Raw genomic sequence first — 19,008 nt, 5'->3', positions numbered from 1 at the left:
ATTTTTTCTGTGCGAGTCGTATTGATTGCAGTATGTCGGAGAAATTGCACTTTGTTTTGACAGATATTGCCAATTTTTATACATTTTACGCCATGATGAAAATATAAAATGTCAGAATTGGCAGGTCAGAAAGAGGGGCGAGATGGCTGAAATTCAGATCCCAAATGGTTACTTCCAACTGTGGAATATGGTCTTAATTGAGCGTGAATTAAACTATACACAGCTCGAATGGATTGCGCCGTATGCTGCGCAAATTCAGCATGTGCTGTCTTTGCCGATCGACTCTCAATCGCCGAATTCTTTTTTTAACAGCATCATGCAACTGACTCAGCAGCATCTGGATTGTCCGCAATTGGTTTTTGAAATGGCCAAGTATATTCGTGCGGAGCATTTTGGGGTGTTAGGCTATATGGCGACACTGAGTAATAGCGTTGCAGATGCTTTGCAATATGTGATGCGATTTAGTCGTTTGGTGATTGATGGGGCGCAAATTGTGCCAATGAATATGAGCCATCAAGATCATCAAATTATTCTGTCTTGGCCACAGCATGATGATGAATATGCTTTGGTGAATGAGTTGACCATGGCCTGTATGGCACATTTGGCCAAGCAAATTTTTCCAGATTCTTTAAAGTTACTCCGCATTCATTTTGCCCATGCGCCGCGGATGGCACGTTATCACTATGAAAAGTTTTATGGCTGCCAAATGGAATTTTCGACCCTTAAATATTCATTTGTGATTCATGCCGATAGTTTGGATTTAAAGTCAGAACTTGCTGATCCGTCACTGATGCAATTGTTATTACGTCAAGCCGAAGAGGCGATAGCTGCTCGTTCGCAACATTCAGATCCAATTCAACAGATGCAACAATGCATAGCAGATTATCTCAAATTACAGCAGCAAGCCCCTAAAATAGAATGGTTAGCAGAGGAGTTACATCTGTCAGTCAGAACCCTGCAACGACAGTTACAGGAGAAAGACACTTCGTTTAAACGGCTTTTGGAGCTTGAACGGATGAAACGCTGTGAATATCTACTTTCACAACAAACCCATTTGACAGATATCGCTTTACAGCTAGGTTATTCAGATCAGTCTGCTTTGGCACGTGCTTTTAAGGCATATAGCGGAGAGACATTATTAGCGCGAAAAAAAGCCTTGAGATTAGAATAAAACTTGCAGATTGCTCGTTAAGAAAAGCCTTTCAAACAACATTAAAAAAAGCGGTCAAACGACCGCTTTTCTTTAAAGCCAAACTTATGCCGCAGCTTTTAATTTTGGATACCGAAGTAAAATGGCAAGGATGGCAAAGATTGCCAAGACCCAACAGTAATACACACTACCAATCAGTTCTACAGGCGAAAGTTTTGCGATCGAACAAGCCAGTAACAGCTGTGCACCATAAGGAATGAGACCTTGGACTACGCAAGAGAAAATATCCAAGAGCGCAGCAGCACGTTTAGGGTCTACACCATATTCTTTGGCGACTTCACGTGCCATGTCACCAGATAAAATAATTGCGACAGTGTTATTTGCTACAAATAGGTTGGAGAAAATCACCAAGAAACTGATACCAATTTCACCTGCGCGTTCAGCACCAACTTTAAAGCAGCGTGTCATGCTGTAAATACGTTGAATCAGCCATTCTAAACCGCCTTCTTTTTGCATAATGGCAGAAATACCACCCAAGAAAATAGAAAGCAGGGCAACTTCAAACATGCCGGTAAAGCCGTCATAAATAGAATTATTTAAGCTTAAAAAATTAAATTCAGGTTGAATCACCAAACCAATCAAACCAGACAGTAAGACACCAATAGTCAGCACAGCAAGCACGTGCAAACGTGAAAAGGCCAAAATAAATACGGCTAAATACGGCAGGATTAGCCACGCATTATAAGCTTTGTGTTCAATCGCTTGTGAACCTTGACTCATAATTAAATAGATACAAATGCTAACGATCGATGCAGGAACAGCAATCCAAACATTGACCTTAAATTTATCGCGAAGCTGAACTTTTTGACTATTCGTTGCAGCAATGGTGGTATCTGAAATCATCGACAGATTATCACCAAACATAGCACCGCCGACCACAGCACCAATGGCATACACCACTTCAATTTCGGTGACTTGAGTAAAACCAAAGGCAATTGGTGCACAGGCTGCAATAGTGCCCATGGAGGTTCCCATCGCTGTGGCAATAAAGGCCGCAATAATAAACAGCATGGGCAGCACGAACTCAGGCGCAATCATCGATAGTCCCAACTGCACTGTTGCATCGACACTACCGATGGCACTGCTGACACTGGCAAAAGCACCAGCGAGCATAAAGACCATGAACATTAAGATCAAATTCGGGTGGCTAGCACCTTTCATAAATGTATCAATCGCGTCATTTATCTTGCCGCGATAGAGCAAAATTGCCAATACAATTGCAGGAAGAGCAGCGACAGGGGCTTTCACTTGATAGAACGCAAACTCAGTTCCAATGATGGAATGGTAAATACCACTGCCCAAAAAAATGGTCAGAAAAACAATAAGCGGGAGCAGTGCAAATGCCCGAGCAGGCACTTTCACTTGTGAATCGGAGGACATAGGAGATAAAAAAATAAAAGTATGCGGCTAGTATAAAGCAGGTTTTGCAATTTAAGGAAAATTAAAATGTAAATGCTAAGCCTGTTATTTTTAACATTTTTTTGATGATAAAATTAAGTTAATCTAAAACCTTATAATTTTGCCAGATCCTAAAATTAGGCATCTTTGATCATTGTGAAAAAAACTGAAATATCGGTAAATGATGCTTTCGGGTTGTTCTGGAAAATTATGTTTGCATGAGAAATGCCGACTGAGGATTGTATACCCTGTTCAATGGGTAAAAAATAGCGTTACAATGCGATGTCTTGTATTTCGACAAAACCCACATCATAGTTTTGATTCATTCAAGGAAAGTATAACCCTATGTCACGTTTAGCCACTCGATTTGGAACGCTTAAATCTCAACAGCGTAAGGCCTTGGTTTCTTATGTTATGGCTGGTGACCCTCATCCACAAGTAACGGTACCTTTGTTACATCAAATGGTTGAGGCAGGTGTAGATGTGATCGAATTGGGTCTTCCATTTTCAGACCCAATGGCGGATGGTCCTGTTATTGCACTTGCCGCTGAGCGTGCGCTTGCTGCAGGAACCAATACTCTAGATGCCTTGAACATGGTGAAAGAGTTCCGTAAAAACGATACAGAAACACCCGTGGTACTGATGGGCTATTTAAACCCTGTTGAAGTAATCGGCTATGAAAAGTTTGTTGCCTATGCACATGAATGCGGTGTAGATGGCGTGCTCTTGGTGGACCTTCCACCAGAAGAAGCAAAAGATCTAGATGCAGTATTGAAAAAATACGACATGGATCAAATCTTCTTACTTGCGCCAACATCCACTGATGAACGTATTCAGCATGTGGTGAAACAAGCCAGTGGATTTATCTACTATGTTTCTTTGAAAGGTGTGACAGGTGCAGCGACTTTAGACGTTGCTGAAGCTGCGGCACGTATTCAAAAAATCAAATCGTATACTCAGGTACCAGTTGGTGTTGGCTTTGGTATCAGTGATGCAGCATCGGCGAAAGCCATGGGTGTGGCTGCAGATGCGGTGATTGTAGGTAGTGCTTTTGTTAAACAATTTGCAAACTTAGCGCCAGAACAAGCTGTAATCGAAACAGTGAATAAAGTGAAGGAGCTTCGAGCTGCGCTCGATGAGTTAGTATGAGTCAAGACGCAAAAACAGGCAAAATTCTGAGCGCATCTACGCCATGGACAGAGCGTGCGGTACCAGGTATTCATGTACCTGATGAACAGCAAGCATTAAAGGCGACATTTACTGAGCCGACGATTGAATGTCCTGAGTGTCATGCACTTGTGACTCGTACTGCAATGTCATTTAATGCCTACGTTTGTCCGCAGTGTGATGAACACTTGCGAATGAAAGCGCGTGATCGTTTGAACTGGTTCTTTGACCAAGTACAAAAAGAATTGGGTCAAGAATTTAAAGCCAAAGATCCACTTAAATTTGTAGATAGCAAAGCGTATCCAGACCGTATGTCTGAAGCGCAGAAGAAAACCGGTGAAACAGAAGCTTTAGTGGTGATGCAAGGAACGCTGAAAGGCATTCCAATGATTGCGACTGCTTTCGAATTTGATTTCATGGGCGGTTCAATGGGCACTGTGGTTGGTGACCGTTTTGTTCAAGCGGCTGAACTTGCGATTAAAGCAAAACAACCGCTTATTTGCTTCGCTGCCTCTGGCGGTGCACGTATGCAAGAAGGCATGTTGTCACTCATGCAAATGGCGCGTACTTCTGCTGCCATCCAAAAAATGAAAGATGCTGGCTTGCCTTATCTAGTGGTGCTGACACATCCAGTCTATGGTGGTGTGACTGCATCATTGGCAATGCTCGGTGATGTTCACTTGGCTGAACCGAAAGCCATGATTGGTTTTGCTGGTAAGCGTGTGATTGAGCAAACTGTACGTGAAAAATTGGAAGAACCGTTCCAACGTGCAGAATACTTGCTTGATCATGGTGTAGTCGATCAAATTGTTCACCGTCATGCATTACGTGATACAGTTTATCGTATTGTAGCGAAATTGATGAACTTGCCTTGAACACAGCACCACTTGCAACTGATTCTTTAAACACATGGCTCGATTATTGGAGCCATGTTCATGTTACGGGTATTGATTTAGGTCTGGAACGGGTGATTCCTGTTGCGGAACGACTCGGTGTAACCCAGCCTGATGCGAAAGTGCTGACGGTCGCGGGAACAAACGGTAAAGGTTCAACCACAACGACATTGGCTGCCATTTTAAATGCGCAAGGTTATAATGTGGGTTTATACCAATCACCGCATATCTATCGATTCAATGAACGTGTAAAGCTTCAAGGTGTTGAAGTGGCCGACCAAACCCTGATTGATGCTTTTGTGGCCGTTGATCAGGCGCGTCGTGAATGTGAATTAAGTTTATCTTTTTTTGAAGCGACCACTTTGGCCGCTTTTGTTATTTTTAAACAGCAACATTGCGATGTATGGGTCCTCGAAGTGGGCCTTGGCGGTCGACTTGATGTGGTCAATGTCGTCGATCCAGATGTTGCAGTGATTACCAATATTGGTTTAGACCATACCGATTGGTTGGGCGACACTATTGAAAAAATTGCTTTTGAGAAAGCAGGAATTATTCGTCCAAATATTCCCGTAATTTTTGGTGGGCAGCAAGTTTTGCCTGAAGCCATTCGTCAAAAAGCAGAAGATTGCCAAGCCGCTTTACATGTACTCAATCGTGATTATTTTTATCAGTACAGTGATGATGGACAATCTTGGATGTTTGCCTCATCAGGTTCAACCTTAAAACTACCCGTGGGTTCTTTGGCACTCGAAAATATCTCTACGGCTGTAGCGGCAATCTTGGCCAGTGGTTTGGTGGTCTCTCAGCAGTCGATCGCTCAGGGGATTATCAATGCCAAGTTACAAGGCCGTTTTGAAGTTAGAGAAATTGCGGGTAAAACGGTGATTTTCGATGCGGGACATAACCCGCATGGTGTTGAATTTTTGTTAAAGCAATTGCGAAATTTCCTCCAGTACAATAAACAATACACAGAAGTGATCAGCGTTTTCTCCATGCTGACTGATAAAGACATAAATTCTGTCGTTAACTTATTGAAAGATACGGTAAGAATGTGGAAAATTGCACAATTAAATGTGCCACGTGCGGCATCTATCACACAATTGGATAGCGCACTGCAGCATCAAGTCGTAGAACATTATGACAATGTGCAATTAGCTTTTAAGTCCGCGCTGGAAGAAACAAAGAATAATCAGCTGATTCTGGTATGTGGTTCATTTCATACCTTAGAAGCGGTATGGGAGTATCTGGAAGAATGTCAATGAATAACAAACAACGCTGGATGGGTGGTGTTGTTTTATTAGGTGGTGGTGTACTGCTGGCCGCACTTTTACTTAAAGGCAAAGAAGAAATACATCAAAATCAAAGCCAAACTCCTGAAATGGCTCAAGTTGAGCAACAAGGTCAGGGTGCGGGTAAAATGTCATCATTGACAGTTGATGTTGAAACTGAAAAGCGCTTGCTCGAAGAACAACGACGTACCCGTGAAAAATCGGTTGCGGAGCAAGAAGCACGCGCAGCAGAATTTTTAGCGATGCAACAACAAGCGGAAGCTGATGCAGCACGTAAAGCAGCAGAAGAATATGCAGCTTTAAACGCACATCGTTCAGCTCAACAAAGTTCGGATAATATTCCTCCCGAATTGGTTGAAGATGAAAAAGCCAAGCAAAAGCGTTTAGCTGAGGATAAGTTGGCGGCTCAAAAAAAGTTAGAGACTCAGTCGGCGCAGCAAAAGGCTGATCAGGCACGTATCGCAGCAGATAAACAAAAAGCCGAAGCAAAACGTAAAGCGGATGCTCAAAAAGAAGCTGAACGTAAAGCACATGCTGAAGCTGAGAAAAAAGCAGCAGATAAGAAAGCAGCCGAAGCGAAGCAACAAGCTGAAGAAAAGCGTAAAGCCGAAGAAAAACACAAGGCAGAAGAAAAGCGTAAAGCAGAAGCTAAGAAAAAAGCTGAAGCTGAAAAAGCACGTGATCTGTTGGAAAATGGCGATAAGCAATGGATGGTGCAAGTTGCACTGGCTGCCAATGAAGCCAATGCAGATGCCGTCGCTGCAAAATTACGTGCAAAAGGCTATAAAGTGACGAAGAGTCCGACATCTAAAGGCATTCGTATTATGGTCGGTCCTTCGAAGGACCGTGATGCTGCGGACGCAACACGTAAAAAGATCAATTCAGATGCAAGTTTGAATATGAAATCTGCGTGGGTGATTGATTGGGTACCACTCGATAAACGCTAAGTTTATTTGAGGAATGACCTTTAATAAGATGGATTCAGTAGTTGCTGCTGAATCCATTTTACATTTTCAGGGCTGAATAAACGGTCAATATTTTTCCAAATAGGGTGGAAGCCATAGCCACCTTGTTTCATTTCACGTTTTGCTTCCTCAATGGACCAATGCTGAAAAATAATACGGTACATGGCCACACTCGCGCCTGTACGGTCTGAGCCGTGGTAGCAATGGATTAAAACTTTTTGCTGCTGTTGTTCAGCTTCTTTTATGGTTTTCATCACCGTCAGTAAATCTTCACGATCGATTTGCCACGTGTGTATCGGAATATGTACAAATTTAATCTTTTGCATATCAATAGCATTTTTTAAGCGTTCTGGGTCATGGTGCCGTGAACGTAAATTTATGATCACATCGATTTGCTGTTCTCGTAGAACAGGGGCGAGATCTGTATCAGGTTGTTCACTGCGAAATAGCGTTGGGCTGATTTGATAAAAATTATGCTGTTGATGAACGACTTTCCCCCAATGCTGAGGACGTTCATTTAACGGTAATGGATTTGATGTCATGCAACCCGTGAAGCTGAAGCTAACACTGAGTAGGATCATTGGTAGGATTTTAGCGGTCATAGCTTGTATTCTGATAGCGAGCGAATTCGAATGGGTCATGTGCACAGATGAGATCGATGTCCGGATGCTGCGCTAACTGCTGAATCTTATGAAGGGAGTGCAGTCGCTGTGTATTGTCGGTGGCAAATAAACGCTCAAGCTGATTTAAGGCCCGCGAATGAAAATTTGGATTTAATTGATGCTGTGAGTAATAAGCATCGCCACAATATAACAACCAGCGCTGGTTATTTTTAATCGCAATACCGGCATGACCCGCGGTATGTCCCAAAAGTGGAAGCATTAAAATGTCATCTTGAAAAATAGACAGACTGGCAGTGTGTTCTAAGTTAAACCATGCTTGCGTCCCGATGCTTTCGATAAAATTCCAATAACGATGCAGTTGGAATTGCTGTGGTCGATAGCGCAGTCGTGATTTTAAGCTATGAAGGTTTTGAGTGGCGTTATATTCACTGGCTAAGACATGCACAGTCGCCTGCGGAAAATCAGAGATCCCGCCAGCATGATCAAAATCTAAGTGTGACAACAAAATGTGTTGAACATCTTGAGCCTTAAAGCCTAATTTTTGAATTTGATGAATCGCACTCAGTTGCGAATTAAATTTGATTTGCGCTGTGCGTGAAATAAACCGACCTAAACGATTTTGTGGATGCAAATAATCTTGTAAGCCCAGTCCTGTATCGACTAAGACGAGCCCTTTATCGGTTTCAATGAGCAGGCAATGACAGACCAAATGTGCGCGAAAGCCTTTCTGTCCAAATAAAGGGGCACACGTTGGACAAAAACTACCACAATGTAAATGATGAATTTGATGAATCACGGTTTGTTATTTTCAAGTTTTTATTAGTTATAACGGAATTGTGATGTTTAACCAATCTAATCCCTGAGAGGAATTTGTAATCAAAAAAAGCTCATCCAGAGATGAGCAGGTTGGAGACTGCCAGAACGGGCTCGTCATTCGTTCTGAAGGGGGAAAACTATATTAACTATGGTTATGATACTTAGTTTGCTTAGGTGCTGCGCTTAAAAATAGTTAAATTTGTACCTTCGCTTTGGTCACTCACAGCAGAGCTTCTTATCTTGCGCTCGGACAGCGTAATGCTCCGTTTTATCCTCACTTAGGTTGAGGCGTTAAACGAAGGTAAGGCGTAACTGCGTTATATCCTTGAGGAAAGCGTTGTTTGATTTCCTCTTCATCTTTTAATGACGGCACAATCACCACATCTTCACCTTGTTGCCAGTTGGCCGGTGTTGCAACTTTATGGTTGTCTGTCAGTTGCAAAGAGTCAATGACACGTAAAATTTCATGGAAGTTACGCCCTGTAGATGCAGGATAAGTAATGATTAAACGGACTTTTTTATTTGGATCGATGATCACCAAAGAGCGAACAGTTAATGTTTCGCTGGCATTGGGGTGAATGAAATCATAAAGGGTGGACACTTTACGGTCTTTGTCTGCAATGATCGGGAAGTTGACCGTGGTATTTTGAGTATTATTAATGTCGTTAATCCAACCATGATGCGACTCAACATCATCAACAGACAGGGCAATGGCCTTGACACCACGTTTGCTAAATTCATCTTTTAGTTTTGCGGTAAATCCAAGTTCTGTGGTGCAGACTGGGGTGTAATCGGCAGGATGCGAAAATAAAATGCCCCAACTGTCACCTAAAAAGTCATAAAAATGAATGCTGCCTTCGCTTGAGTCTTGAGTAAAGTCTGGTGCAGTATCACCTAAACGAATCGTCATGGAATATCCCCGTATTTATTGAATTTGTTTAACTTGAAAATAAATATGAAGGATTTTTTTTATGATTAAAAATAGTGTTTTTTCATTTCTTTATGAATATATTTCATATAAAACAGTTTTATTGGGGGATAAATGCGAAATATCTCACGACAGAGTCACTATGTTGTCTGCAGAAAATTTGTTACATTAGCTTGCCTTAAGTCTCCGGGGCTAGAACCCGAGCGCAGAATATTTAAGGGGATTTTTGTGCAAAACCCTTGTACTTCGAATTTCTAGCACCATAATAACGACTAAGAAAATATATTCATTTGACAAGCAAGATTTAGAGAGTCTATTCATGTTGGCAAGTCTGATCGGAGGAATCTTCGGTACCAAAAATGAGCGCGAACTCAAACGCATGCGTAAAATCGTAGAGAAGATTAATGCGCTCGAGCCGACGATATCTGTTCTAAGCGATGCAGACTTATCTGCAAAAACTGAAGAATTCAAAGAACGTTATAAAAAAGGCGACAGCCTTGATAAATTATTACCTGAAGCGTTTGCTGTTTGTCGTGAAGCTGCAAAGCGTGTCATGGGCATGCGTCATTATGATGTACAGCTGATTGGTGGTATTACTTTACATGAAGGTAAGATCGCAGAGATGCGTACCGGTGAAGGTAAAACCCTCATGGGAACGCTTGCTTGTTACCTCAATGCGATTAGTGGTGAAGGTGTTCACGTGATTACGGTGAACGACTATCTCGCACAGCGTGATGCTGAATTAAACCGTCCATTATTCGAATTTTTAGGTTTAAGCATTGGGATTATTTACTCAATGCAAGACCCAACTGAAAAAGCTCAAGCGTATCGAGCTGACATTACTTACGGTACCAACAACGAATTCGGTTTCGATTACTTGCGTGACAACATGGTGTTTTCTGCTGCTGAGAAAAAACAGCGCAGCTTAACCTATGCCATCATCGATGAGGTCGATTCGATCCTGATTGATGAAGCGCGTACACCGTTGATCATTTCTGGTCAATCAGAAGACTCATCTCAGTTGTATGCTGCAATTAACAGCATTCCACCAAAACTTCATGCACAAAAAGAAGAAAAGGTACCAGATGGCGGTCACTTCTGGATTGACGAAAAACAGCGCTCTGTAGAAATGACCGAAGTCGGTTATGAAACTGTTGAAGCTGAATTGATTCAAATGGGCTTGCTTGCTGAAGGTGAAAGTTTATATTCATCTGCTAATTTAAACTTGGTACACCATGTTTCTGCGGCCATTCGTGCGCATTACCTATACCAACGCAACGTGCATTACATCATCCACGAAGGTGAAGTGATCATTGTCGATGAAAACACTGGTCGTACAATGCCGGGTCGCCGTTGGTCAGAAGGTTTGCATCAAGCAGTAGAAGCAAAAGAAGGTTTGGAAATTCAGCCTGAAAACCAAACTTTAGCAACTACAACATTCCAGAACTATTTCCGTCTATACAAAAAATTATCGGGTATGACGGGTACTGCAGATACTGAAGCTGCAGAGATGAAAGAAATTTATGGCTTGGATGTTGTACTTATTCCAACCCATCGCCCAATGATTCGTAATGACCAAAACGATTTAATCTATTTAAACCGTGAAGGTAAATACAACGCCATCATTCAAGAAATTCAACGTATTCATGAAGCGGGTGTTGCGCCGATTCTGATTGGTACAGCAACCATTGAAGCCTCTGAAATTTTATCAGATAAGCTGAAAGAAGCTGGTATTCAACATGAAGTACTTAATGCGAAACAACATGAGCGCGAAGCGGATATTATTGCGCAAGCGGGTTCACCTCGTGCAGTAACCATTGCGACTAACATGGCTGGTCGTGGTACTGATATTCTGTTAGGTGGTAACTGGAAAGCTTTGCTGGCGAAGATTGAAGAGCCGACTGAAGCAGATGAAGCACGTTTGAAAGCAGAGTGGGAACAAAATCATGAAATGGTGCTGAACTCTGGTGGTTTACACATCATTGGTTCAGAACGTCATGAATCTCGTCGTATCGATAACCAGTTACGTGGTCGTGCGGGCCGTCAAGGTGACCCAGGTGTATCACGTTTCTACTTGTCGCTTGAAGATGACTTGATGCGTATCTTCGCAGGTGATCGCGTGGTTGCAATGATGCGTGCCATGGGGCTGAAAGAAGATGAAGCCATTGAGCATAAAATGGTTTCACGCTCGATTGAAAATGCACAACGTAAAGTTGAAGCACGTAACTTCGATATTCGTAAAAATCTATTGAAATACGATGACGTAAACAACGAACAACGTAAGATTATTTACTCTCAGCGTGATGAAATTCTTGTTGAACCGTCTTTACAAGATTACATCGAAACGATGATTCAGGATGTGACTAAAGGCATGATCGAAATATATATTCCACCTGAGTCTATTCACGATCAGTGGGATATAGAAGGTCTTGAAAAGGCGCTACGTGAAGATCTATCGATTGAATTGCCAATTTCGCAGTGGTTAGAGCAAGATCGTCGTTTGGATGCAGAGGCTTTGGTTGAACGTATTACTGATGAAGTTCTTCAGCACTACCGTTCACGTCGTACGCAAATGGGTGACGAAACGGCTGCAATGCTCGAACGTCACTTTATGTTGAATTCATTGGACCGCCATTGGAAAGAGCATTTGGCAGCAATGGATTACTTACGTCAGGGGATTCATTTACGTGGTTATGCGCAGAAAAATCCTGAGCAAGAATACAAAAAAGAAGCCTTTAATTTATTTGTAAACATGCTTGCTGTGATTAAGTCCGATGTCGTGACAGATTTATCTCGTATTCATGTGCCTACAGCCGAAGAACTTGCAGAAATGGAAGCTCAAAAACAGGCTCAAGCTGAATCAATGAATCTTCAATTGTCACACAATGACTTTGATAATTTGTTGGCTGAAGCCAATGGTAATGATGTTATCGATGCGCAATACACACCTGCAGAGCAAGTGATTGTTCCGCCAGAAAGTCGTAACTCGCCTTGCCCATGTGGTTCAGGTCTAAAATATAAACAATGTCACGGTAAAATCTAAACAGCATTGTTTAATTTCAAATAAATCAGAGCCTTCGCGCTCTGATTTTTTATTTACACTACTAATCTGACCTGAATAGTATTTGCAGTTCAGTAGATTAAATGTTATTTAGTTTCTATCAATAACCGTAAGACGGAAAAGACAATGAAAAAAGTACTAAAACCGTTCATGATTGCTGCTTTGGCTTTGCCAACTTTTGCCTTTGCAAACGCTCCTCAGACGACTTCTTTAGAAAAAGTTCAACAAGCAGTTGGTCCAACAACAACTCAAGTACAGATTGGTACTGACGGTCAAGTGACTGTAGCAAGCCCGCGTACGGGTATTCGTTATACCTTTGCCAATCCAAATCGTCCAATCGTATTGCAAACTGCAAAAATTGCAGCAGCCAATGCGGCGAATGCTGACCGTATTGTGGCTGAAAACCCAGCACTTTCTGCTGCGAGTCAACAAAAAGCGAAACAAGTGCTTCTTGATGAAGCCACTCAGTTGGCGCGTAACTAATTTACGACGAACAGCGATAAAGACCAGTCGAAAGGCTGGTTTTTTTATGTGCAAAAGAAATGCTCAATAAAATTACAGCAAAACCGTGCTTCTGCTCGATTTTTTATAGATTTTGCACTAAGCTGTATTTTTTATAACTCATATAGTTGGACGTTGAAAAATGGCAGTTGGTGACGTATCTATGCCACAGATGCATGTGGTGAAAGGTGTAAAAATCGGTTCGGCTGAAGCGTATGTGCGCTATCAGAACCGACGTGACCTTGTCATTTTTGAATTTGCTGAAGGCTCTAATGTCGCAGGCGTTTTTACTCAAAATGCATTTTGTGCAGCACCGGTGCATATTTCGAAAGCGCACTTATTAGCAGGTAATCCACGTTATTTGGTGATTAACACCGGAAATGCCAATGCCGGTACTGGCAAAATCGGCATGGCAAATGCTGAGGCGACGTGTGCGAAACTGGCAGAACTGACAGGTGTTCAAAATACAGAAGTTCTTCCATTTTCAACAGGTGTAATTGGTGAGCAATTACCTATTGATCGTTTGGTTCAAGGCTTGCAACCAGCATTAGATAGTTTGCAGGAAGATGCATGGTTGGATGCGGCAACGGGCATTATGACCACTGATACAACACCTAAAGGTGCATCTGAACAATTTGAGTTAGATGGCGTCCTGTATACCATGACAGGTATTTCTAAAGGCGCAGGCATGATTCGTCCAAATATGGCGACCATGTTGAGTTATGTGGCAACTGATGCACCCATTAGCCGTGAGCTGGTGCAACAGCTTTTGAAAACCACAGTTAACCTGTCGTTTAACCGTATTACGGTGGATGGTGATACCTCAACGAATGACTCATGTATTTTGATTGCAACGGGCCAAGCTGGTGGCGTAGAAATTACTTCAGAATCAGATTCCCGTTATGCTGCTGTTTTAGACGTGTTAACACGTGTAATGAAACGTCTTGCACAGCTCATTGTCCGTGATGGTGAAGGTGCGACGAAGTTTATTACTGTGGCGGTAGAAGGCGGCGCAGATACTCAAGAATGTTGTGATATTGCTTATAGCATTGCACATTCACCGTTGGTTAAAACTGCAATCTTCGCATCAGATCCAAACTGGGGCCGTATTTTGGCAGCTATTGGTTATGCAGGTGTGCCAAATTTAGATGTTGAAAAAATTCAGGTCTGGTTAGGTGATGTTCAAATCTGTAAAGACGGTGGTGCCGCAGCAGATTATACCGAAGCAGCAGGGGCTGCAGAGATGGAGAAATCTGAGATCACGATCCGTGTAGATTTAGGACGTGGCAGTGCGCGAGATACTGTGTATACCTGTGACCTGTCGTATGACTATGTTAAGATTAACGCAGATTACCGTTCATAAGATATTTGATGTTTTTGAAAAGCCTCCGTTGTGAGGCTTTTTTATAAGTGGAACTTTTTAATGACCGGTAAAAAATAGCCAAGTGCCATATTTATGGGTCAGTTGTGAAGCACCTGTGTAGTAGCAGGCATTAAGGATAGAGAAGACGTTGTAATGAATAATGCAAACAACTTAATTGCAAATGAAGCAAAATCAATTGTACAAGCGCATTTGGATCGTTTGGGTGATGTTAAAGAGCATCACTTAACGGAAGCTGCAAAGCTTGAAAAGTTTGAATTAATTAAAGCGGAACTCAAAAAACGTAACGCTGTCCTTGTTGCACACTATTATTGTGATCCTGAAGTGCAGGAACTAGCAGAACAGACCGGTGGATGCGTTTCGGATTCACTTGAAATGGCACGTTTTGGTCGGGATCATGAAGCAACGACGTTGGTGGTTGCAGGAGTGAAATTCATGGGGGAGACCTCGAAGATTTTATCTCCTGAGAAAACCGTACTGATGCCTACTCTAGAGGCAACATGCTCACTTGATTTGGGGTGTCCTGTCGATGAATTTACCAAATTTTGCGATGCACATCCGGATCATACGGTTGTGGTATATGCCAATACCTCGGCGGCAGTGAAAGCACGTGCAGACTGGGTGGTAACCTCGAGCTGTGCTGTTGAAATTGTTGAGTATTTAGATAGTTTAGGCGAAAAAATTATTTGGGCACCTGATCAGCATCTCGGTCGTTATATTCAAAAGAAAACCGGTGCAGACATGTTGCTGTGGGATGGGGCATGTATAGTTCATGAAGAATTCCGTGCACGTGGTATTGCCAATATGAAAGCGTTGTATCCTGATGCAGCAGTTTTGGTGCATCCCGAGTCACCAGAATCTGTCGTGGATATTGCAGATGCCGTCGGTAGCACCTCGCAATTGATCAAGGCTGCACAAACCTTGCCACACGAACGTTTAATCGTGGCAACAGATCGCGGTATTTTTTATAAAATGCAGCAAGCTGTGCCGAATAAAATTCTCATCGAAGCACCGACGGCGGGTGAGGGAGCGACTTGTCGTTCATGTGCGCATTGCCCTTGGATGGCGATGAATGAATTAGATGGAATTCTCGAAGTTTTACAAAAAGGCGATCAGGAAATTTTTGTAGATCCGGCATTGGCTGAACGTGCTAAATTGCCTTTAGATCGGATGTTGAATTTCAGTGCCAGTTTAAAACGTTAATTTTTGCTTGAAAAATGATTAAAGTGCTTGATAAATAATCGCTTGAAATGATTTTTTATGTTTTTTTGAAGATAGGTGTTGACGTTAATCAACGTCACGCCTAGAATGCACACCGTACCGCACGATATGCGATACAGCGAAAGCTGAGATGAAACGGAGCATAGCACAGCCTGGTAGTGCACCTGGTTTGGGACCAGGGGGTCGTAGGTTCGAATCCTACTGCTCCGACCAATTTCTCAAGGCAAAAATCGCGTGATAGTCTATGTCATCGGTAATGCGCCTGTAGCTCAGTTGGATAGAGCATCCGCCTTCTAAGCGGATGGTCACAGGTTCGAATCCTGTCAGGCGCGCCATTTTAATGGTGTTCTGATAATAGAATCTGAAACTTGTTGTGATGGTGGATGTAGCTCAGTTGGTAGAGCCCCGGATTGTGATTCCGGTTGTCGTGGGTTCGAATCCCATCATTCACCCCAATTCGGAGCATAGCACAGCCTGGTAGTGCACCTGGTTTGGGACCAGGGGGTCGTAGGTTCGAATCCTACTGCTCCGACCATTTTCTTAAAGAAAACGGTCGATAAAAGATACCGCATACAGCGGTTTTTTTATGCCTGTAATTTAAAATGCGTTATATTGGTTATTCACAAGCAAGAACATGATGGTGGATGTAGCTCAGTTGGTAGAGCCCCGGATTGTGATTCCGGTTGTCGTGGGTTCGAATCCCATCATTCACCCCAACTTTTAAAGTTGAAAGCGGAGCATAGCACAGCCTGGTAGTGCACCTGGTTTGGGACCAGGGGGTCGTAGGTTCGAATCCTACTGCTCCGACCATTTATCTCAAAAGTAATACTATGAAAAAGATGCCGCATTTAGCGGTTTTTTTATGCCTGAAATTTATAAAAAATAAAAAAGCCACCATAAGGTGGCTTTTTTATATTCTGCTATTTAGGGAATGATGGTGACATTTACACGACGGTTGATGGCACGATTGGTTTCAGTGTCATTAGAGACTATCGGTTGTTCAGCACCACGGCCAATAATTTGAATATTTGAACTGTTATAACCTTGCTTTAAAAAGACGTTTGCGACGCTTTGCGCACGTTTTTCTGACAGTTGTTGGTTGTAATTGGCTTGTCCAACATTATCCGTATGACCAATAAACTTAATTTTGTTTAGGTCATATTTAATCAGTTGAGTGGCAAGTGTATTTAACTTGACTTGTTGGTGGGGGTGAATTTGATAATCATCAAAACCAAATAAAAGTCGTTCTGGTAGGGCAAGTGTCCAACCATCATTGGTCAAGACAAACCCTTCTTTTTTAAGCATGCGTGCTTGTTTGTAACTTAAGTTACCTAAACTCATGCAGGCTGTCATAGTGGCTGTGAATGCAATTATAAATAAAACTTTAAATGCGTTCTTTAACATAGCAAATCCTATGAGTTGGGGCGTTGTGGTGCAATGCACCAATGATTATTCGAAAGTTTAGCATCATACATGGCGCGATCCGCATCTGCGATTAGATCTTCTGGCGATTTCGCATTTTGGATCAGTGCCACACCAATATTAGCTTGTAATGCAATATTATGTTGCTCATAAACAAATGTGGAACCATAGCAGTCATGTATTTTGTGACAAAAGACTTCGAGTTCTGTCAGGAAGTTTAAGCGATTGATAATAATTGCAAATTCATCACCACCGAGTCGCGCAACGAAAGCATCATCTGGAAGTGCTTGTTTTAAACAATGTGATGAGGCACGCAGTACTGCATCTCCAGCTAAGTGTCCATATTGGTCATTCACATGTTTAAAGTTTTCAATATCGACAAAGAACACAGCAGCGTTCGCTTTTAAGTCAAATAGCTCAAACAGCTTTTCATAAAAATAATTACGATTTGGCAATTGGGTTAATGCATCATGACGTGCTAGATGAATTAGCTTGTCATTTTCTGAAATCAAGTTTTTATTTGACTGTTCAATTTCACTAAGTAAACCATTAAAGGCGGTACTGAGTGCGTGTAATTCTTGAATATCAGAGTTTGAAACCCGCATTTTATAATCTTTCTTAATGCTAATGGTTTGGGCTGATTCAACAATAGAGCGAACAGATTGCATTAAGTATTGATAAACAGAATTCACCGACCAAAACACAGTAGCCAATAAAAGAATAAAACCTAAAAACAAGCCCAGCAAAATTTTATGGAAGAAACTAACTAAATCTGAAGAGTTTCCATATACGACCAGTTCGCCGTAACTTTTCTGATCATGATGAATATCTAAACGAATCGGTTGGCTAAAAAAGAAATAATCTAAAATCGCTTGGCTAGAGAATGTTGAAATTTCTTTTTGCTCAGCATGAGCAAGCGACGCATTTTGAAGGTTGGTAATTTCTATTGAACGGATAGGATATAGTTGGGTGTATTCATTTAAAATTTGACCCATCGTTATTTGGTCATTAAACACCACAGCCGGTTGAACACGTTCGTTAATTGCATTTGATAAAATCGTTAAGCTGTTTTTTGCATAGGTATGCATTGTATAGGTGGAAATCACCAAAAAAATCGCAGAACAAATCGTAAATGTTAAAGCAAAGATGGTGAGCTGCGAACGCGTAAATAATTGGTGTAATGTAATTGGGTTATAGAGTTGTTTCATTCAGCTGACTCCGATGACTTCGCCAGTAATAAAACGCGTGGATCAATATGTATTTGTGACTGCGTTAAACTTTCCATATTAATTTTAAACGAATAACTCTGATTTTTTTTATACAAACAAAATGCACTGCCAGACTCACACTCACTATTGTTACTACTTAGAGAGAGGGCGGGGAAATTAACATGGTTGTTTAAAATACTTTGTTCTTCTTTTGCTGATAGATTGGAAAAAAATAAAACTTGGCAATGACTAGATTTGATGTCATTTACATTGATGGCTGTAATTTTATAAGTGCTGTGGGTTGGCGCAAGTTTTTTAAAATCATTGACTAAACTTGAATTATTAATCACACAAAATTTGGGTGAAGTGGTTTCCCACTTGGCATAACTCAAAATAGAGAAAGTGGTTGTGAAAATATTTGCTGTGGGAGCTGCATATAATATGGGTGAAATGGAGCACGCCATTATTAAATAGGCAGTTTTTTTAAAAACAACCATATGAAATCAAAAAGTCTTAAATTAAATGGAATGAAAATTGGGTGTATATACGTTTTATTATATGAAATAGGGCGTATATAGCCCAATAATAATACAAAAGAATGTTTGTGTGTTTAAAAAATCGACATGCGTAAAATAAATCATAAAAAAGGTGTTGCAACGATCCTGAAATGCTGTAGAATGCACATCCATCGGCGGTGATGAAGATTAAAACTTCTGATAAAACAATGACTTGGTTGAATTGATTAGGTTGGGTTTTATTTGATAGGTTTAAAAAATAATTTGAATTACTGGTTGACTTTTTAGAAATAAAGAGTAATATAGCCGACCTAGCTTGCTGGTGACGAACCAACAAGAAGATCATTAAGAGATTATGAAGAACAACTTGTGTGGATTTTTACTGATTGATTGATCGAAATTATTTTCAT

At 41.5% G+C, this 19,008-nt stretch carries 16 protein-coding genes and 6 tRNA genes; 15 read left to right on the top strand and 7 right to left on the bottom strand.

The features are described 5' to 3' along the window. Positions 1-142 precede the first annotated feature (142 nt). Positions 143-1,171 carry an AraC family transcriptional regulator gene (locus FTU29_RS11045; RefSeq protein ID WP_180121847.1) on the top strand — a complete coding sequence of 343 codons (1,029 nt, stop codon included), beginning with the start codon at positions 143-145 and terminating at the stop codon, positions 1,169-1,171. Positions 1,172-1,255: 84 nt separating this feature from the next. Here the strand turns inward: FTU29_RS11045 and FTU29_RS11040 are convergent, their stop codons facing one another. After that, entirely contained in the window at positions 1,256-2,590 is a 1,335-nt protein-coding gene (locus tag FTU29_RS11040; RefSeq protein WP_180022402.1) for a Na+/H+ antiporter NhaC family protein, read from the bottom strand. Between the two features lie 363 nt (positions 2,591-2,953). On the opposite strand from FTU29_RS11040, the gene trpA reads away from it, so the two are divergent. From trpA to FTU29_RS11020, 4 genes are read left to right on the top strand one after another with little or no spacing between them, the layout of a single operon-like run. Next, on the top strand, positions 2,954-3,757 hold the full coding sequence (gene trpA / locus FTU29_RS11035) for a tryptophan synthase subunit alpha (RefSeq protein WP_078191221.1): 804 nt from the start codon (positions 2,954-2,956) through the stop codon (positions 3,755-3,757). Beyond that, positions 3,754-4,650 carry an acetyl-CoA carboxylase, carboxyltransferase subunit beta gene (gene accD, locus FTU29_RS11030; protein WP_180005414.1) on the top strand — a complete coding sequence of 299 codons (897 nt, stop codon included), beginning with the start codon at positions 3,754-3,756 and terminating at the stop codon, positions 4,648-4,650. Before trpA ends, accD begins: the two co-directional genes overlap by 4 nt. Beyond that, positions 4,647-5,930, top strand: coding sequence for a bifunctional tetrahydrofolate synthase/dihydrofolate synthase (gene folC, locus FTU29_RS11025; RefSeq protein WP_180027139.1), 1,284 nt, complete (start codon positions 4,647-4,649; stop codon positions 5,928-5,930). The genes accD and folC overlap by 4 nt, the downstream gene beginning before the upstream one ends. Beyond that, a complete protein-coding gene (locus FTU29_RS11020; RefSeq protein WP_078191218.1) occupies positions 5,927-6,904 on the top strand; it encodes an SPOR domain-containing protein in 978 nt (325 codons plus the stop codon). The genes folC and FTU29_RS11020 overlap by 4 nt, the downstream gene beginning before the upstream one ends. 20 nt (positions 6,905-6,924) lie before the next feature. Here the strand turns inward: FTU29_RS11020 and FTU29_RS11015 are convergent, their stop codons facing one another. The 3 genes from FTU29_RS11015 to FTU29_RS11005 all read right to left on the bottom strand — a co-directional run bounded on the left by FTU29_RS11015 (position 6,925) and on the right by FTU29_RS11005 (position 9,271). Then, positions 6,925-7,524 carry a dual specificity protein phosphatase family protein gene (locus FTU29_RS11015; protein WP_180121845.1) on the bottom strand — a complete coding sequence of 200 codons (600 nt, stop codon included), beginning with the start codon at positions 7,522-7,524 and terminating at the stop codon, positions 6,925-6,927. Further along, positions 7,514-8,341 carry an MBL fold metallo-hydrolase gene (locus FTU29_RS11010; RefSeq protein WP_180121843.1) on the bottom strand — a complete coding sequence of 276 codons (828 nt, stop codon included), beginning with the start codon at positions 8,339-8,341 and terminating at the stop codon, positions 7,514-7,516. Before FTU29_RS11010 ends, FTU29_RS11015 begins: the two co-directional genes overlap by 11 nt. A 294-nt stretch (positions 8,342-8,635) precedes the next feature. Next, positions 8,636-9,271, bottom strand: a complete 636-nt coding sequence (locus FTU29_RS11005; RefSeq protein WP_078194127.1) for a peroxiredoxin — start codon at positions 9,269-9,271, stop codon at positions 8,636-8,638. Positions 9,272-9,608: 337 nt separating this feature from the next. On the opposite strand from FTU29_RS11005, the gene secA reads away from it, so the two are divergent. From secA to FTU29_RS10955, 10 genes are all read left to right on the top strand, one after another. Further along, positions 9,609-12,332: a preprotein translocase subunit SecA gene (gene secA / locus FTU29_RS11000; RefSeq protein WP_180121841.1), complete on the top strand. Its 2,724-nt coding sequence runs from the start codon at positions 9,609-9,611 to the stop codon at positions 12,330-12,332. A 144-nt stretch (positions 12,333-12,476) separates the two neighbouring features. Continuing rightward, the gene (locus FTU29_RS10995; protein WP_180035848.1) at positions 12,477-12,833 is read left to right on the top strand and encodes a hypothetical protein; all 357 of its coding nucleotides are present in this window, start codon (positions 12,477-12,479) and stop codon (positions 12,831-12,833) included. 160 nt (positions 12,834-12,993) lie between these two features. Beyond that, positions 12,994-14,214: a bifunctional glutamate N-acetyltransferase/amino-acid acetyltransferase ArgJ gene (gene argJ / locus FTU29_RS10990; RefSeq protein ID WP_180085460.1), complete on the top strand. Its 1,221-nt coding sequence runs from the start codon at positions 12,994-12,996 to the stop codon at positions 14,212-14,214. A 153-nt stretch (positions 14,215-14,367) separates the two neighbouring features. Next, a complete protein-coding gene (nadA, locus tag FTU29_RS10985; RefSeq protein ID WP_180121835.1) occupies positions 14,368-15,435 on the top strand; it encodes a quinolinate synthase NadA in 1,068 nt (355 codons plus the stop codon). Positions 15,436-15,589: 154 nt separating this feature from the next. Continuing rightward, positions 15,590-15,666: transfer RNA gene (locus FTU29_RS10980), tRNA-Pro, on the top strand. Positions 15,667-15,711: 45 nt separating this feature from the next. Beyond that, positions 15,712-15,788, top strand: a tRNA-Arg gene (locus tag FTU29_RS10975). 44 nt (positions 15,789-15,832) lie between these two features. Continuing rightward, a tRNA-His gene (locus tag FTU29_RS10970) sits at positions 15,833-15,908 on the top strand. A 3-nt stretch (positions 15,909-15,911) separates the two neighbouring features. Then, positions 15,912-15,988: transfer RNA gene (locus FTU29_RS10965), tRNA-Pro, on the top strand. A 105-nt stretch (positions 15,989-16,093) separates the two neighbouring features. Then, positions 16,094-16,169: transfer RNA gene (locus FTU29_RS10960), tRNA-His, on the top strand. A gap of 17 nt (positions 16,170-16,186) precedes the next feature. Next, positions 16,187-16,263, top strand: a tRNA-Pro gene (locus FTU29_RS10955). Positions 16,264-16,377: 114 nt separating this feature from the next. Here the strand turns inward: FTU29_RS10955 and FTU29_RS10950 are convergent. Genes FTU29_RS10950 through FTU29_RS10940 form a run of 3 tightly spaced genes read right to left on the bottom strand, consistent with a single transcriptional unit; the run spans position 16,378 to position 18,580 of the window. Beyond that, complete coding sequence (locus tag FTU29_RS10950) at positions 16,378-16,857, bottom strand: OmpA family protein (RefSeq protein ID WP_180121834.1); 480 nt, start codon at positions 16,855-16,857, stop codon at positions 16,378-16,380. An 8-nt stretch (positions 16,858-16,865) separates the two neighbouring features. Next, the gene (locus tag FTU29_RS10945) at positions 16,866-18,083 is read right to left on the bottom strand and encodes a diguanylate cyclase domain-containing protein (protein WP_180035851.1); all 1,218 of its coding nucleotides are present in this window, start codon (positions 18,081-18,083) and stop codon (positions 16,866-16,868) included. After that, the gene (locus FTU29_RS10940; RefSeq protein WP_180035852.1) at positions 18,080-18,580 is read right to left on the bottom strand and encodes a YfiR family protein; all 501 of its coding nucleotides are present in this window, start codon (positions 18,578-18,580) and stop codon (positions 18,080-18,082) included. The genes FTU29_RS10945 and FTU29_RS10940 overlap by 4 nt, the downstream gene beginning before the upstream one ends. Between the last annotated feature and the right edge of the window lie 428 nt (positions 18,581-19,008).

The sequence above is a fragment of the Acinetobacter sp. YH12086 genome (assembly GCF_013419345.1).
Taxonomy (GTDB): Bacteria; Pseudomonadota; Gammaproteobacteria; order Pseudomonadales; family Moraxellaceae; genus Acinetobacter; species Acinetobacter amyesii.
The sequence above is the reverse complement of the archived record's forward strand: the minus strand, read 5'-3'. Positions and strand labels throughout refer to the sequence as shown.

Bases quoted from the DNA above. Each gene is read 5' to 3' on its own strand.
- FTU29_RS10945 (WP_180035851.1), bottom strand. From the start codon at position 18,083: ATGAAACAACTCTATAACCCAATTACATTACACCAATTATTTACGCGT.
- FTU29_RS10940 (WP_180035852.1), bottom strand. From the start codon at position 18,580: ATGGTTGTTTTTAAAAAAACTGCCTATTTAATAATGGCGTGCTCCATT.
- FTU29_RS11045 (WP_180121847.1), top strand. From the start codon at position 143: ATGGCTGAAATTCAGATCCCAAATGGTTACTTCCAACTGTGGAATATG.
- secA (WP_180121841.1), top strand. From the start codon at position 9,609: ATGTTGGCAAGTCTGATCGGAGGAATCTTCGGTACCAAAAATGAGCGC.
- nadA (WP_180121835.1), top strand. From the start codon at position 14,368: ATGAATAATGCAAACAACTTAATTGCAAATGAAGCAAAATCAATTGTA.
- FTU29_RS10950 (WP_180121834.1), bottom strand. From the start codon at position 16,857: ATGTTAAAGAACGCATTTAAAGTTTTATTTATAATTGCATTCACAGCC.
- argJ (WP_180085460.1), top strand. From the start codon at position 12,994: ATGGCAGTTGGTGACGTATCTATGCCACAGATGCATGTGGTGAAAGGT.
- FTU29_RS11005 (WP_078194127.1), bottom strand. From the start codon at position 9,271: ATGACGATTCGTTTAGGTGATACTGCACCAGACTTTACTCAAGACTCA.
- FTU29_RS11015 (WP_180121845.1), bottom strand. From the start codon at position 7,524: ATGACCGCTAAAATCCTACCAATGATCCTACTCAGTGTTAGCTTCAGC.
- FTU29_RS11020 (WP_078191218.1), top strand. From the start codon at position 5,927: ATGAATAACAAACAACGCTGGATGGGTGGTGTTGTTTTATTAGGTGGT.
- FTU29_RS11040 (WP_180022402.1), bottom strand. From the start codon at position 2,590: ATGTCCTCCGATTCACAAGTGAAAGTGCCTGCTCGGGCATTTGCACTG.
- trpA (WP_078191221.1), top strand. From the start codon at position 2,954: ATGTCACGTTTAGCCACTCGATTTGGAACGCTTAAATCTCAACAGCGT.
- FTU29_RS10995 (WP_180035848.1), top strand. From the start codon at position 12,477: ATGAAAAAAGTACTAAAACCGTTCATGATTGCTGCTTTGGCTTTGCCA.
- accD (WP_180005414.1), top strand. From the start codon at position 3,754: ATGAGTCAAGACGCAAAAACAGGCAAAATTCTGAGCGCATCTACGCCA.